We start from the raw sequence: 12,282 nt of genomic DNA, 5'->3' as shown, positions 1-12,282 counted from the left end.
TCACCATCGCTCGGATCTGGTTTTCTATCGCCCGTCTTATTTCGACCAGGCGCGAGCGCGTTACGAGCAGGGAGCGAGCCTGCTGGCTCTCGGCACTCTTTACCTTCACCTCTCGGTACCAACCGATGCGAACCAACTCCGCCAAGCCAGGGGCATCATTCTCGTCGCTCTTGTTCATGCGCACCGATAATGCGGCTTTCGCATGCCGTGCGTCGATGCAGACGACAGGAAAGTCCATACGCTTGAGTTCATGCCACAGCCAGCTCGACATAGCTCCCGTTTCAAAGCCAATGCGTTCCGCAAACGGCGCTTTCCTCTGGATCAGCTCCGCCAGGGCTCCGGGATTCGACTTGGCCCTGCCTTCGAAGATCGGTCTTCCGGTCTCGTCCACGACACAAACGGCTGTTTTCGTTGCGATACGTCCAGGCCAACATAGTGTTTCATGGGGGTCTCCTTCGAAAATGGGGCTCAAATATTGAGCGTCATTCGAAGAACGAAGGCGAGCAATTACGTCATCGTGTCCAAAATTCACTCCACAAGGGGGTCAAAATTGCACGCCGAAACACAATTGATTGCGTCTCCAACGATTTGACTCGCAAAAAGCTTGGGGTGACCTAGTTTTGTACACTACCGTACAAATGCCAGTGTTAGCTCAATTGCGGGCTCGCATACTCCAGAAGTAATCGAGACAGCCCGTGCCAGAAGATCGCATCGCCGTGCTCGTCGTCGAGGATGAAGCGCTATTGCGGATGTCTATTGTCGCGGCACTTGAAGACGAAGGCTTTGAGGTTTTAGAAGCGTCCAACGCAGCCGAAGCCATCGCAACAATCGAGAAAACGCCGCGCATTCACGCGCTTTTCACCGATATCGATATGCCGGGCACTATGGATGGTTTGCTGCTAGCGGCTTTTGTGCGAGACCGATGGCCTCCTATCAAGATTGTCGTAACCTCAGGCCACAGAATACCTGAAGGCGGGATGTTGCCCGTCGACGGCGCTTTCCTGCCCAAGCCCTACAACCCCGACAATGTCATTGCTTCCATCAGGGAATTGGTTTGCGCCTAGATCGACGATTTGGTGATGATATTCGTATTCGGGGGCGCGGAGTCTGCAAGCCAGGGACACAATTTGGTCGTGGACTCAGAAATTATCTACTGCCATGATCGCACGCACCATTAAATTGAATGCCATCTAACCCACCCAGGCGGGTATCCCGTGATCCTCAATACCCTGATCATCGAAGACGAGATGATATTAGCCGTCGAGTTGGAATCGATGCTGAAAGACCTCGGTCATCAGGTAGTGGGCATCGCTTCTCGATTGGATGAAGCCGTGGAAATGGCAACCGCTACGGATTTCGACATCGCCATTCTCGATCTTAACCTTGCCGGGGAAATGTCTGGCCCCCTCGCCGATCTCTTGGTTGAACTCGGGAAGCCGTTTGTCATTTCGACAGGCTATGGCAAAGACGAACTCGACCCACGCTATGTTGGGCGGCCGGTACTTTCAAAGCCATATGACGAGCAGATTCTCGTTGAGGTCCTGGAGCGCCTATTTGAAGCGGTCTCCTCCACATCTTGGCCAAATCGTGAGGCCGGTGACCCCCGCCGTTGATCTTACTTATAAAACCCGTTGCGTAGATTGATGCCATACTCGAGGTAAACCTTCAGCGCGCATAGCATACCCGTCCAACCTTCGCAGTTCCCGTAGGAAGCTTTTTGCGCCGCCGAACTCTCACGGAAGCCGCTCTCACCGATCGTCACTAAGGTTCGACCGTCCTCCAATGCCTCGAAGGTCATCGTCACGGTTGTCTCGTAACTCCCCGCAGGATCGTCATCCGGGGCCGCCGCCCACCGCAACACGATGCGTTTGTTGCTCTCGACATCCACAACATGCACCGGAAAAGCCCCAGGAAAATCATGGAAGTCCCAAGTGACGGTTGCCCCCCGTTCCAACCGCCCTTTTGCACCACCCGTCGTGAAGTAGCCGCTCAGTTTCTCGGGGCTCACTACGGCTTCGAACACCTCGCCTACCGGTTTGCTGATCCGCCCGGACACTTGAAATTCATAGGCCATAGCATTTCCTCCTAGCTTGACGTGAGCCACAATAGGTTATAGATTTATAACATGTCAATCGAAGACGAAAATGATCTTATTTTCAAAGCATTAAGCCACCGCTCCCGTCGCAAAATCCTTGATCTATTGCGGTCAGAGCCCCGCACCACAGGCAGGCTATGCGAACTTCTGCCCGAATTTGATCGCTGCACAGTCATGCAACATCTAAATGTTCTTGAAGAAGCTGGCTTGGTGGTTGGCGAGAAACGGGGTCGTGAACGCTGGAACCACCTCGACGCCCTACCTATCCACGCTATCCATCAACGTTGGATCGGACCGTATGCAGCATATGCGACCTTAATGCTGAGTCGCTTGAAACAGGAGCTAGAGCAAGGAAGTGAAGCTAACGCATAACGCAGCGCGACACCGCAAGACGACAACGCGATAGGTGCGTGTTTCGGCGCAATCTTCCACGCCTCCGGCGTCATACGAGTACATGACACCTTCCTCAAAAGCATTCGCTGACAGCGATGCCTTCCGGCGGCGAGCAGATCATCGCCACCGGGCCCGTGAGAAGTCCCTAATTGGCCAACAGTTGGTCCTAAGGCTGGGAATTGCCACTCGGCTGCGCCGGCGGAGGTGCTGGCGTGCCTGGTGCCGGCGTTGGCGTGGGTCGACGACAAGGGTTACGTCTTGATCGGACAAAGCCAACAGAGATTGTAGCATCTCTCCTCCTCCGTACAATCAGGCAGTGCAGCGAGCAACGGACATGGCGCTGCCGCCGCGCTCCGAGCTGTCAAACTTCCAACTCTATTGAAAACGGCAAATCCGTGAATGACAAGATCCGAATTCTAACTGTCGGAAAGCGCACAGTTGCAACGTGCCTAAGTAGCTCTTCGTGTTGTTCGGGATTGTTGCATTCGCAAAGACCGAGGAGCAAAATGTGCGAGCGGATGGGCGCCCCGCTTAAACGTTCTTAGGTTCCAATGCCGCGCTTTCACTTCGACATTCGCATTGAGGCGGAATTGCTAGAAGATTGGTAGGGCACAGATCTTCCCGACCTCGAGGCGGCTCGGCTTGCGGCCATCGAAGATGCGCGGTCGCTGATGAGCGACGCGGTCCGGATAGGACACGACATCGCCTCCAGAAGCATTGAAATTCGTAACGAAGCGGGCGAAGTCTTGTTTTCGCTTCCCTTTTCAGAAGCGGTCAAGCGCGTGGTCTAGCTTTTGACACGAATAGGAAGGCAGGTCTTCCTAGCAAGATTGAGGCGTTACCCTCGGTCTTGCCGATCGTCGTGTTTCCTCGGCGTTAAGGAGAAACACCAGTTCCTCAGCTAGTTCCTTGGGAAATCCGGTTGAGAAACTCGCCGTACATCTCCGCAACCGCGTCGAGTTGCATGTCGATCACGTTCCAGGTGTGATCCGCATTCGCCTCTATTTTGTATCGTTGAGCCGCCATGATCGCCTCGCGCGATGCCCTTCCGCTCTGTTATGGCGAGACTACAGTAGCTACCCGCTCTTGATCCTCTTGCAGGTCTCATGAATTTCGGATGGGTTTAGCCACGAATAATCTAGTCACGGCGATGTTGCCGCCGCTCGCCATGATGGACCCATAAACGCGCACGCACGAATGCCCTGCCCTCCCCGCGTCCATCCGGGTGCAGCCAACACTACTTCAAGACCCTTCCGTCCTCTTGATCTGCCGCTTTGCGGGTCGCTTGCCAGTCGTTATATCGACCTCCGCGACAACCTCTGAGGGGTTGTCCCGGTTTGCATTGGCAAGTCGCGGCGCATCAAGAGCGCCACTTTCTCCAGCGCCCTGCAAGAGCGCAGCGTCATCTCGGTCGTCTTCATCGATAAGGTCCTGAAGGGTTTCGTGCTCCTGATCGTCGCCCAGCTCATCGGATGCTTGCTGCCAATGGCGCAGCGCAAAGCCGTCTGGGCGCCCCTCGTTTTCCCATATCTCATATGCCCGGCGGCGGATCTGTTCGTGTTTATCTAGGGCCATAGCCTTCTCCGAAATCCAAAGATCAACAAGCAATCTCGCAAAAAACAGCAACTGAATGACAATCAAACCAAGCCCTTGTCTCGAAGTTCCTTTAGTGCGGCGTCGCTTTTGTCGAGGCGCAGGCCCATCCCTTGCAAGACGCCGGGGGCTTTGGTGAACTGCAACTCGCTGTACTCCAAGACCTCAATTCGGTTTCCCCAAGGATCCAGGAAATCCAGAAACGGTCCTTCGATGAACTTTGCGCCGGCTTGCAATGCCAGTTCACGGATACGACTGCGATCATCGACTACCAGGCCGAAATGCCGGTCACGATCTGGCGGTTGATGTCTTCCTTTCGTAAGTGCAAGGAACTGATCCCCCATGTCGATGAACGCCATGTCTGGTCGGCCATTCTTCCCCTCGTGCGTGCCACGAAGTTCAAAGGAAAATATGTGGCCATAAAAGTGGAGCGCTTCCTCGATATCGCCGACCTCAAGTGCAATGTGATTGATGCCGACGATCCGAGGTTTCAGGCTAGCCATCACCAACTCTCACCTATATTGGGTTATATTTGATGTTTCAGTCCGGCAAGCACCGGGCCTGAATAGGAACAGCTCTCAAGAACGAAGGTTCCCTCAAGCCAAGCCAGCAAAAACGCCTTCTGCCCCAATGCTGCAGCCCCGAAAGTGCGTAGGCCATTCACTCGAGCAGGCTATCCTACCACTACCCTCACCCGCCGTCCGCCGGCAAATCCACTGACTCCTTGCCACGGAGCTCAGACGGCGCGATCTCGTGCTCCTTTTGACCGGACTCTAGAAGGTCCGCTGTAAGACGCCCGACAGCTTGCGGATCAATGCGGCACGTTAGCCTATTCACAGCGGGAATGAGTTGGCCAAGATCGATCTCCCGCCATAGGTCTCTCGAGCTTCTTCAAAGAAATCTCATTGAGACTTCTTTGGCACTTCGGGAAGCGGACTTATATACGTGGGGTATCGGCGCTCTTCTTGGGGAGGTTGAATGCAATCTTTACTGACCGTGTTTGTTCCGCTTTGCTGGCTCATCTGGGCGGCAATCTGGTTTGTGGCAGCTCGTGCGGTTAAAAAATCGGCGCGTCAGGAAGAGCCGTTTTCCCGTCTCTCGAATACCGTTCCCCTATGGCTAGCCGCAGCGCTGCTGGCTGGGCCTGGCCTGTGGCCGCGCTTCCTGACGATGCGTCTTCTGCCGGAAAGCCTGGTTATCTATGCGATCGGCGCGATGGCGGTTGTCCTCGGGCTCGGCTTTGCGATCTGGGCGCGTTACCGCCTGGGCCGCAATTGGAGCGGCGTTATCACGATCAAGGAGGGACATGAACTTATTCGGACCGGTCCCTATCATCAGGTGCGCCACCCGATCTACAGCGGGCTGCTGCTGGCGATCATCGGTTCCGCAATTGCAGCCGGCGATACTGCGGCTATCCTGGCTGTCGGTCTGGTGTTGTTTTCTTTTCTTCGTCGCGTGCAGATCGAGGAGCGTTGGATGGCCGAGACCTTCGGTCCGGCCTATGGAGACTACCGAGCATCCACGCCCTCGCTTGTGCCTTTCTTGAGATACGCCGGTGGCTAACCCGCAATAGTGTCGAGCTTCGCCCTATGCTCGACCGCTTCGATGGCGTAAATAGATCGCGGGGTCGTTCGGGGCGGTCGATCTAGTACCTCGTCCGACCATCGAAAGTGTAGACAACGGTCTGAACGACAAAACCCAGCGCGTCTTGTTAATCTGAAGCGTATGAATGATCAACCGAACCAGAAATCTCCTTTGGACGATCAATGCTTTCAAGAAGAACGTTCTTAACTTGCTTAGCAGTCTTCGCCTTAGCTCCCTATCGCGTCGCACGGAGGGGGCATGCTGTCCAACTCAAACCCGACACCGCAGAGGCAAAGAACAGCGGCAACAACGGCAATGGTGGGGGAAATGGTAACGGAGGGGGCGCCGGTTCGGGGAATGGGAACTCGGGCGGGAATGGGAATGGGAATGGGAATGGGAATGGGAATGGGAATGGTGGTGCCAGTAGCAATTCTGGAAAGGGCCAAAGCTCCAAATCCAATGGAACAACTAGCCCCAGTTCTGGAGAAAAAGGCTCTGAAAGAGGAGCTGGAACTACCTCGGGAGGAGGCCAACAAACACCGTCCAATAACAATCCATCTCTTGATGTCCACCATGCCGACGGATTGAGCGAAGCCATCCAAAACGGCCGTTATGTAATGAAGGATTCCAAAGGCCGAACGATCATCAATAGGCGGGCATCTCAATCAGATGAAAATAGGCTCAGGGGCTTCCTACACTAGATATGCTCCGCATCGCGCATCGCGAGTGCCGCTTCCGTTCTATTTGACACCTCAAGCTTCGCCAATATTTGCGTCATGTGATGCTTCACGGTTTTCTCCTGAAGATCGAGTTTTATGGCGATGTGCTTGTTGCTCAACCCTTGTGCGACGTATTCGAGAACGCCTCGCTCCCGAACTGTTAGTTTTCTTAACCTGGCGTGCTTCGGCGAGCTTACCACTGTTGATATTAATCGGGCGCTTAGCGTCGGGGCGACGTAGGTCTGACCCGATGAGACAGTGCGTATAATCTCTCCGAGCGTTCGCGATCCGACGCCCTTCAAGGCATATCCCATCGCGCCGTAGTCAAGGGCTCGTGTCACGTCATCACTCATCTCAGATACAGTGAGAATAACGATCTTCCGGTCAGGGTCGCGTTGAAGTATTTCCTGCAGGGCTTCGAGCCCGCCTCCTGGCATCGAGATGTCCATCAGAAGGATATCAGGCTCAAGCGTTTCTGCGATACTGATCGCATCTTCGCAACTTCCTCCTTCTGCTACAATCGTGAATCCTTTCATTTCTGCAAGGCTTCTAGTAACGCCTTCCCGAAAAAGCGGATGGTCGTCAACTACGGCTATCTTGATTTCTCCGATCATGTCGTCTCCAGTTCCGACGTGTAGAGGGACATCCTAACGGTTGTGCCTTCCCGCGATGTAGCGATTTCGAACTCGCCGCCGAGGCTCTCAACCCGCTCCTTCAGTCCTGCAAGCCCAAGACTCGTGGTGGGCAAGCTCTCGGGATCAAAACCGTCGCCCTTGTCGCTTACTTCGATCACAAGTTTCGCGTCTCTTGCGAAGGCTACGACCCGCTGCCCTACGCCCCCACCATGACGGAAGGCATTGTTCAGCGCTTCCTGAACGAAACGGTAAACGCAAATCTTCGCGGATTGTGCCAACGTCAGTGGTTGCGACAGATTTGTCAGGCCTACGACGGTCCCGGTTCGTTGCTCGTGAGCAAGGACGGCCCTATCGAGAACTTCGCTGAGGGATGAAGTTTCAATCTGCGGCAAGATAAGGCCCCTGCAGATGTTCCTGATCTCGCGCATGGCCTCCTCAAGACTTAACTTGATGGAGACTATCTCTTGTTCCCGCTTGTCGATGCGGGTGCCTGGGCTCGTGAGAATTTCACTATCTATCCGCAATGAGGCAAGCGCAATCAATTGCGCTGGGCCATCGTGGAGATCCGCACCCAACCGCCTAAGAAACTGCTCGTTCGTCTCTGCCGCCCTTTGGGACGCATGCTGGAGACGGGCCCGCAGTGCTTCGTTTTGCTGCAGAAGCTTTGAAAGTTCCTCGACACGTTGCTGGAGAGCGGAGCCTTGACTTTCGATGGTGGAACTGCCCTGCATGACGATAACCGAAAGTGCCAGAAAGAAGACTAGGGTCGAGCCTGCGACAGCCAACCAGCTTCTGGTCCTCGCTTGCTGCAGACTCGTTTGAAAACCATCGGCAATCTCATAGAATTCGGCCACCGCCACAACCTTGCCTGACCAAGGCTGCAAAATTGGATTGTAAATCTCGAGAAGTGGCTTGCCGCTTGCCTTTTCTTTTTGATCCTCTGCATCATCGAGCTTGTCGAATTCCGCTATCATGCTTCCACCAAATGCAACCTTAAGATTGTCATTTACCGCGAAGCGCTTCCCAATTGTATTTCGGTCATTTGAGTACAGTATCGTGCCATCACCGCGCCAAAGGCGAAAGGACAGCAGCCGGGATGCTAAAGCTCCCTCGCCCAAAGTTTCGTCCATGGCGCGAGTGACAGTATCGTCCAGCACATCGTTCGTTTGCATGTCGGGAAGAAGCGGCGCGATCACGCTGTCTACGTACAACGCCGTTGCTGCAGCAGAATTTCGCGTCACTGCGTCCTCAATGAGGCTAGTGACCACAGCGCCGACCACCACCATTACTACTATCGAAACAACACTTCCCAGCAGAAGGAATTTTTTGGCAAGCGATTGAGAGCCCCATCTGCTGAAGAATAGTTTCGAGGACGAGGAAGGTCGTAAACTCCTCATCATGACAACCTTTGGATAGCGTTGATGACTGACAGCTATCGCGATTTTGTCTTTCGTCAATATTGACGCGTGATCTAGCCATTTCAGAGACTTGAAGACACGCGAAGGCCTGAAGCCGCATTTAGTCGCTGAGGTCGGCCGATCGGACCAAAGTCTGACTATTCGAGGCAATGGTCCAATAGTTATCGATAGTCTAGATCGACGCACTACCTCTCGAAAAACTGGCTTTTGAGGACTTTGAAAAGGGGAAGTGACGTGCGCGTAAGGTTCGCGGAAACCCTTGTGAGGCTCTGCGTTTGAAGAGTGCGCGTTGCGAGCATCCCAGGATCCAGGATCTCAGTAACGCAAAGGAAGACGCTATGGACAGGTTTCATCGACACTACGCGGTGACCACGAGGATACTTTGGACATAGATCCAGAGGACGAACCGGCCGCCGCTCCTGAGCGGGAGAAAGTCACGGCTCGCAAAAGCCCGCGCATTTTCTTGGCGTGCGCCGCGATATTCACCTTAGCGCTATGGCTACTCCTCGGTTCCCGAAGCCTCTAATCCCTGCGCTGCTCCCGACTTAGTCGAGTGAGCTGACAAGGACAATTTATCGGGGACATCGTTCGCCCTGCGTGCGTATTTTCCGAGACGTTACAGTACGTCGCGCGGACTGCGGCGACTAATCGCAAAGTATATCTTAAGTATATATAAGGTTAATAACTCATTATGACCTCGGTCACAGACAAGACTTATGGAATCGAGCTATCTTGACGCATCGAATCATCAGCGTCTCTGCAGCAAGAGGTTTTTGCATGGCCAGGATTCTTCAGAAAGAATACTTATTAAAAGGCAATTCTGACGCGGCAGTTTCAGACGAAGCATCCATATCTAGAGTATATGCGCTAGGCGGGGCGTATAAGAGAGTTGTCGATATTGTGCTGGCTTCGGTGGCGCTCGTCTGGGCAATCCCGATTTTTGCCATCGTCGCCGTCGCCATCAAGCTTTGCGACAGAGGACCGATCTTCTTCAAGCACGAGCGCGTCGGGCTCGGCGGGAAGACGTTTTCGTGCCTGAAGTTCCGAACGATGCGGGTGCGATCCGACATTCATCTCATGCAATATCTGGAGGCGAATCCAACGGCTGCAGAGGAGTGGAAGTCAAAACAGAAGCTGTCGAGCGACCCGCGTATCACGGCCATCGGTGGCTCGCTCAGGCGTTCCAGCATTGATGAGCTACCGCAACTGATCAATGTGCTGAGGGGCGACATGAGCCTCGTTGGGCCACGTCCCGTTACGACCGACGAGATGGCACGCTACGGCCGCGATGCGGCCTACTATCTCTCCGCCCGCCCCGGCTTGACCGGCGCCTGGCAGGTCAGCGGTCGAAATGACGTTTCATATGAGCAACGGGTCCTGATGGACGCGGAATACTGCAGAACGTGGTCACTGCTCAGAGACATATCCATCATGCTGCGCACGGTTCCCGCCCTGTTTTCGCAGCGCGGTTCATGTTGACGGGGCACGGGCCTTGCCATGCCGCAACAAATCCGACGCAGCTTATAGGCGCGCATATGAGTATTGAACCGATAGGCATCTTTCTCGCAGTCGCAGGCTTCTACGTGGTTGTGGCCGGCTTAGGGGCAGGCGCGTATGTGCTCTGCTTCACTACTCTCCTCGGGGCTGCCGCGGCCCTGCTTCTTCCAGCTCTTGGAGGATCGAGCATTCAACCAGTGCACTTCATGCTGGTTTTTTTGGTTCTCGCGGTACTGCTACGCCCGAACACCTTGGCCGTCTCGTTATCCTGTCTGAGTTATCCCGGTCCAGGTTTTTGGTTCATGCTTTTCACGTTCTATTCTGTCCTGACGGCGATTTTTCTGCCCAGAATTTTTGAAGGGGCGACACTCGTCTATTCGCTTGCTCGCAACGACCAGATTCGCGGTATTGTGAGCACACCGCTTTCGCCTGGCACCAGTAATCTTACACAATCGGCTTATTTGCTCGGCAGCCTAGCTTGCTTTGCGATTATCGCTGCTTACGGTCGCCTCGGGGGCGCTGCCGTCATGGCGAGGGCGCTTACCCTTGCCGGCGCGATCTGCATATTCTTCGCGATTGCCGATGTCGTCACCTACCAGACGAACACCGCCGACCTTCTTTCCGTCATCCGCAACGCCAACTATCGCATGTTGAACGACGGCGAGATCCAGGGGTTCAAGCGCATCGTCGGTTCGTTCCCGGAGGCGGGTACTTTCGGATACTTCGCGCTTGCACTGTTTACGTTCGTGTTGATGCTCGGCCTTGAGTCTTTTCCAGTCCCCTTTTTAACCCCTGTTGCATTCGCGCTCGGCATTGCGATCGTTCTCTGCACATCAACGACCGCTTACGTGGCGAGCGCGATCACCGCGCTTATGGTGCTTGGCTTCTGTGTCGTGCGAATTCTGCGAGGCAAGGGCACATCCCGCCACCTCACCTATGCCGTCGCGTGCGTCTTTGCCCTGCCGCTGGTCATCATGGCTTTGATGTTGATCCCGTCGGTATGGGAAAGCATAAGCGACCTCGCTCACGCGACATTGACGACAAAACTCGAGTCGCAATCCGGCGAAGAACGCATGCGCTGGAACGCGCAGGCGCTCGGCGCCTTCGGCGATACTAACGGCATGGGGGCCGGGCTCGGCAGCATCAGGGCATCAAGCTTCATCGTTGCTTTGCTCGCCAATGTTGGCGTGCCGGGCACGATCCTGTTTGTCATTTTTGTGTACAGCCTCATTCGCTCTGCAGCGAAGCGGAAGCATAGCAATGGGGTCGAGGGCGTTGTCGGGTTGGCGGCCTTGTTGTCTTGCCTTGCTCAGATCACGGCGGCTACGATTTCCGCAAGCGCGGTCGATCTCGGTCCGCTCTTTGCGATCACGGCCGGCCTTGCCGCAGCCTATGGCCTTGGCCCGCTGCATGCCCCAGCGCAAATCACGCTTTCGAAGCCTTTCCCGCTTTTCGATCTGCAATCCGGTTCGCCGATGTGGTTGGCCGACGCGTCGCAGGCTGAGTACAGACCATTCAATGATGGTGATGGCCGTGTATAATCCTCTTCGACCCATCAGCTACCAGCAGATCTCGACAACGGCGGCCCATGAGCGGCCGCTCGATATTAAAGCGCTATTCCGGGTGCTCTATTCCAACGCGTTGACGATCCTCGGCTCCGCCGCCGTCTTCGGTTGCCTGGCGCTCCTGTACATCCTCATTACGCCGCCGACGTTCTTGGCAAGCGCGCAACTGATGATCTCAGCGCAGAAGGTTGGCGCGTCGAACGACCAGCCAACAGCCGCAGACGAGATGATCATCGAAAGCCAGATGGAAATCATTAAGTCCGGCGAGGTTCTGCGGGGCGTGGTGACGGATCTTGGGCTTGCCTCCAATCCGGAATTCACCTCCGGTGGCTTTTCGATCAGCGAGGTATTGCATTCGCTGCTCGCCATGCTGTCGTCCAGCAAGAGCAGCGATGGGCAGGCAGCCGTGAGCGAGGATGCGGCTGAGAACGAGCTGGTGGTGGAACTCAGACGCCAGCTCTGGGTCCGCAGGGTCGGTCAGTCCACCGTGATGGAGGTCTCGGCCGGCTCGACTGATCCTCAGATGGCCGCAGCGATTGCCAATTCCGTGGCGCAGCATTTCATCAGCCACGATATCGCGACGAGATCGCAATCCGCGCAACGTTCGAGTGACTGGCTCGCCGAACGAGTTGCGCACCTGAAAGCCGATGTCCTCGTGGCCGATCGGGCTGCGACGCAATTCCAGGCAGCGGGTGATCCCGGCGATAAATTCAAACTGGCCGAGCTGAAGAGTGCGGCGGACACCGCACGCCGTCTCTATGAGACATATCTTCTGAACCTTTC

14 protein-coding genes and 2 pseudogenes are annotated in these 12,282 nt (G+C 55.2%); 9 read left to right on the top strand and 7 right to left on the bottom strand.

Annotated elements, in window-relative coordinates:
- A pseudogene (locus AB4048_RS27940) lies at positions 1-444 on the bottom strand (IS110 family transposase); the annotation flags it as partial.
- A gap of 251 nt (positions 445-695) precedes the next feature.
- Here AB4048_RS27940 and AB4048_RS27935 point away from each other — a divergent pair.
- Together AB4048_RS27935 and AB4048_RS27930 are read left to right on the top strand one after the other, a co-directional pair.
- Complete coding sequence (locus tag AB4048_RS27935) at positions 696-1,064, top strand: response regulator (RefSeq protein WP_442205218.1); 369 nt, start codon at positions 696-698, stop codon at positions 1,062-1,064.
- A 150-nt stretch (positions 1,065-1,214) separates the two neighbouring features.
- The gene (locus AB4048_RS27930; RefSeq protein WP_442205217.1) at positions 1,215-1,613 is read left to right on the top strand and encodes a response regulator; all 399 of its coding nucleotides are present in this window, start codon (positions 1,215-1,217) and stop codon (positions 1,611-1,613) included.
- 2 nt (positions 1,614-1,615) lie between these two features.
- On the opposite strand, the gene AB4048_RS27925 is transcribed toward AB4048_RS27930, so the two are convergent.
- Complete coding sequence (locus tag AB4048_RS27925) at positions 1,616-2,074, bottom strand: SRPBCC family protein (protein WP_442205216.1); 459 nt, start codon at positions 2,072-2,074, stop codon at positions 1,616-1,618.
- Positions 2,075-2,125: 51 nt separating this feature from the next.
- Here AB4048_RS27925 and AB4048_RS27920 point away from each other — a divergent pair, with 51 nt between their 5' ends.
- Positions 2,126-2,467 (top strand): ArsR/SmtB family transcription factor, encoded by a 342-nt coding sequence (locus tag AB4048_RS27920; RefSeq protein ID WP_442205215.1) that lies wholly within the window; start codon positions 2,126-2,128, stop codon positions 2,465-2,467.
- Between the two features lie 641 nt (positions 2,468-3,108).
- A pseudogene (locus tag AB4048_RS27915) lies at positions 3,109-3,279 on the top strand (DUF6894 family protein); the annotation flags it as partial.
- Between the two features lie 106 nt (positions 3,280-3,385).
- On the opposite strand, the gene AB4048_RS27910 reads toward AB4048_RS27915, so the two are convergent.
- From AB4048_RS27910 to AB4048_RS27900, 3 genes are all read right to left on the bottom strand, one after another.
- Positions 3,386-3,514 (bottom strand): hypothetical protein, encoded by a 129-nt coding sequence (locus AB4048_RS27910; protein WP_442205214.1) that lies wholly within the window; start codon positions 3,512-3,514, stop codon positions 3,386-3,388.
- Positions 3,515-3,730: 216 nt separating this feature from the next.
- Entirely contained in the window at positions 3,731-4,063 is a 333-nt protein-coding gene (locus tag AB4048_RS27905) for a DUF2934 domain-containing protein (RefSeq protein WP_442205220.1), read from the bottom strand.
- 62 nt (positions 4,064-4,125) lie between these two features.
- Complete coding sequence (locus tag AB4048_RS27900) at positions 4,126-4,584, bottom strand: VOC family protein (RefSeq protein WP_442205213.1); 459 nt, start codon at positions 4,582-4,584, stop codon at positions 4,126-4,128.
- 475 nt (positions 4,585-5,059) lie between these two features.
- On the opposite strand from AB4048_RS27900, the gene AB4048_RS27895 reads away from it, so the two are divergent.
- Complete coding sequence (locus tag AB4048_RS27895; RefSeq protein ID WP_442205212.1) at positions 5,060-5,644, top strand: methyltransferase family protein; 585 nt, start codon at positions 5,060-5,062, stop codon at positions 5,642-5,644.
- A 279-nt stretch (positions 5,645-5,923) separates the two neighbouring features.
- Positions 5,924-6,253 carry a hypothetical protein gene (locus tag AB4048_RS27890; RefSeq protein WP_442205211.1) on the top strand — a complete coding sequence of 110 codons (330 nt, stop codon included), beginning with the start codon at positions 5,924-5,926 and terminating at the stop codon, positions 6,251-6,253.
- 109 nt (positions 6,254-6,362) lie between these two features.
- Here AB4048_RS27890 and AB4048_RS27885 read toward each other — a convergent pair whose 3' ends face one another.
- Both AB4048_RS27885 and AB4048_RS27880 read right to left on the bottom strand, forming a co-directional pair.
- On the bottom strand, positions 6,363-6,998 hold the full coding sequence (locus AB4048_RS27885) for a response regulator (RefSeq protein WP_442205210.1): 636 nt from the start codon (positions 6,996-6,998) through the stop codon (positions 6,363-6,365).
- Positions 6,995-8,419 (bottom strand): sensor histidine kinase, encoded by a 1,425-nt coding sequence (locus AB4048_RS27880; RefSeq protein ID WP_442205219.1) that lies wholly within the window; start codon positions 8,417-8,419, stop codon positions 6,995-6,997. The genes AB4048_RS27885 and AB4048_RS27880 overlap by 4 nt, the downstream gene beginning before the upstream one ends.
- Before the next feature lie 750 nt (positions 8,420-9,169).
- Here AB4048_RS27880 and AB4048_RS27875 point away from each other — a divergent pair.
- The 3 genes from AB4048_RS27875 to AB4048_RS27865 form a co-directional block, all read left to right on the top strand.
- Entirely contained in the window at positions 9,170-9,916 is a 747-nt protein-coding gene (locus AB4048_RS27875) for a sugar transferase (protein WP_442205209.1), read from the top strand.
- Positions 9,917-9,972: 56 nt separating this feature from the next.
- Positions 9,973-11,475: a hypothetical protein gene (locus AB4048_RS27870; RefSeq protein WP_442205208.1), complete on the top strand. Its 1,503-nt coding sequence runs from the start codon at positions 9,973-9,975 to the stop codon at positions 11,473-11,475.
- Positions 11,468-12,282 (top strand): Wzz/FepE/Etk N-terminal domain-containing protein (locus tag AB4048_RS27865; RefSeq protein ID WP_442205207.1); only part of this gene is annotated, 815 nt, incomplete at its 3' end. The genes AB4048_RS27870 and AB4048_RS27865, both read left to right, overlap by 8 nt.

The sequence above is a fragment of the Rhizobium sp. RAF56 genome, assembly GCF_052113965.1.
Lineage (GTDB): Bacteria > Pseudomonadota > Alphaproteobacteria > Rhizobiales > Rhizobiaceae > Rhizobium.
Note: the sequence above shows the minus strand (reverse complement) of the source record. Positions and strands in the feature narration are given on the sequence as shown.

What these genes read in the sequence shown, in the direction of transcription:
- AB4048_RS27925 (WP_442205216.1), bottom strand. Translation starts at nt 2,074, where the DNA reads ATGGCCTATGAATTTCAAGTGTCCGGGCGGATCAGCAAACCGGTAGGC.
- AB4048_RS27920 (WP_442205215.1), top strand. Translation starts at nt 2,126, where the DNA reads ATGTCAATCGAAGACGAAAATGATCTTATTTTCAAAGCATTAAGCCAC.
- AB4048_RS27910 (WP_442205214.1), bottom strand. Translation starts at nt 3,514, where the DNA reads ATGGCGGCTCAACGATACAAAATAGAGGCGAATGCGGATCACACCTGG.
- AB4048_RS27905 (WP_442205220.1), bottom strand. Translation starts at nt 4,063, where the DNA reads ATGGCCCTAGATAAACACGAACAGATCCGCCGCCGGGCATATGAGATA.
- AB4048_RS27900 (WP_442205213.1), bottom strand. Translation starts at nt 4,584, where the DNA reads ATGGCTAGCCTGAAACCTCGGATCGTCGGCATCAATCACATTGCACTT.
- AB4048_RS27895 (WP_442205212.1), top strand. Translation starts at nt 5,060, where the DNA reads ATGCAATCTTTACTGACCGTGTTTGTTCCGCTTTGCTGGCTCATCTGG.
- AB4048_RS27890 (WP_442205211.1), top strand. Translation starts at nt 5,924, where the DNA reads ATGCTGTCCAACTCAAACCCGACACCGCAGAGGCAAAGAACAGCGGCA.
- AB4048_RS27885 (WP_442205210.1), bottom strand. Translation starts at nt 6,998, where the DNA reads ATGATCGGAGAAATCAAGATAGCCGTAGTTGACGACCATCCGCTTTTT.
- AB4048_RS27880 (WP_442205219.1), bottom strand. Translation starts at nt 8,419, where the DNA reads ATGATGAGGAGTTTACGACCTTCCTCGTCCTCGAAACTATTCTTCAGC.
- AB4048_RS27870 (WP_442205208.1), top strand. Translation starts at nt 9,973, where the DNA reads ATGAGTATTGAACCGATAGGCATCTTTCTCGCAGTCGCAGGCTTCTAC.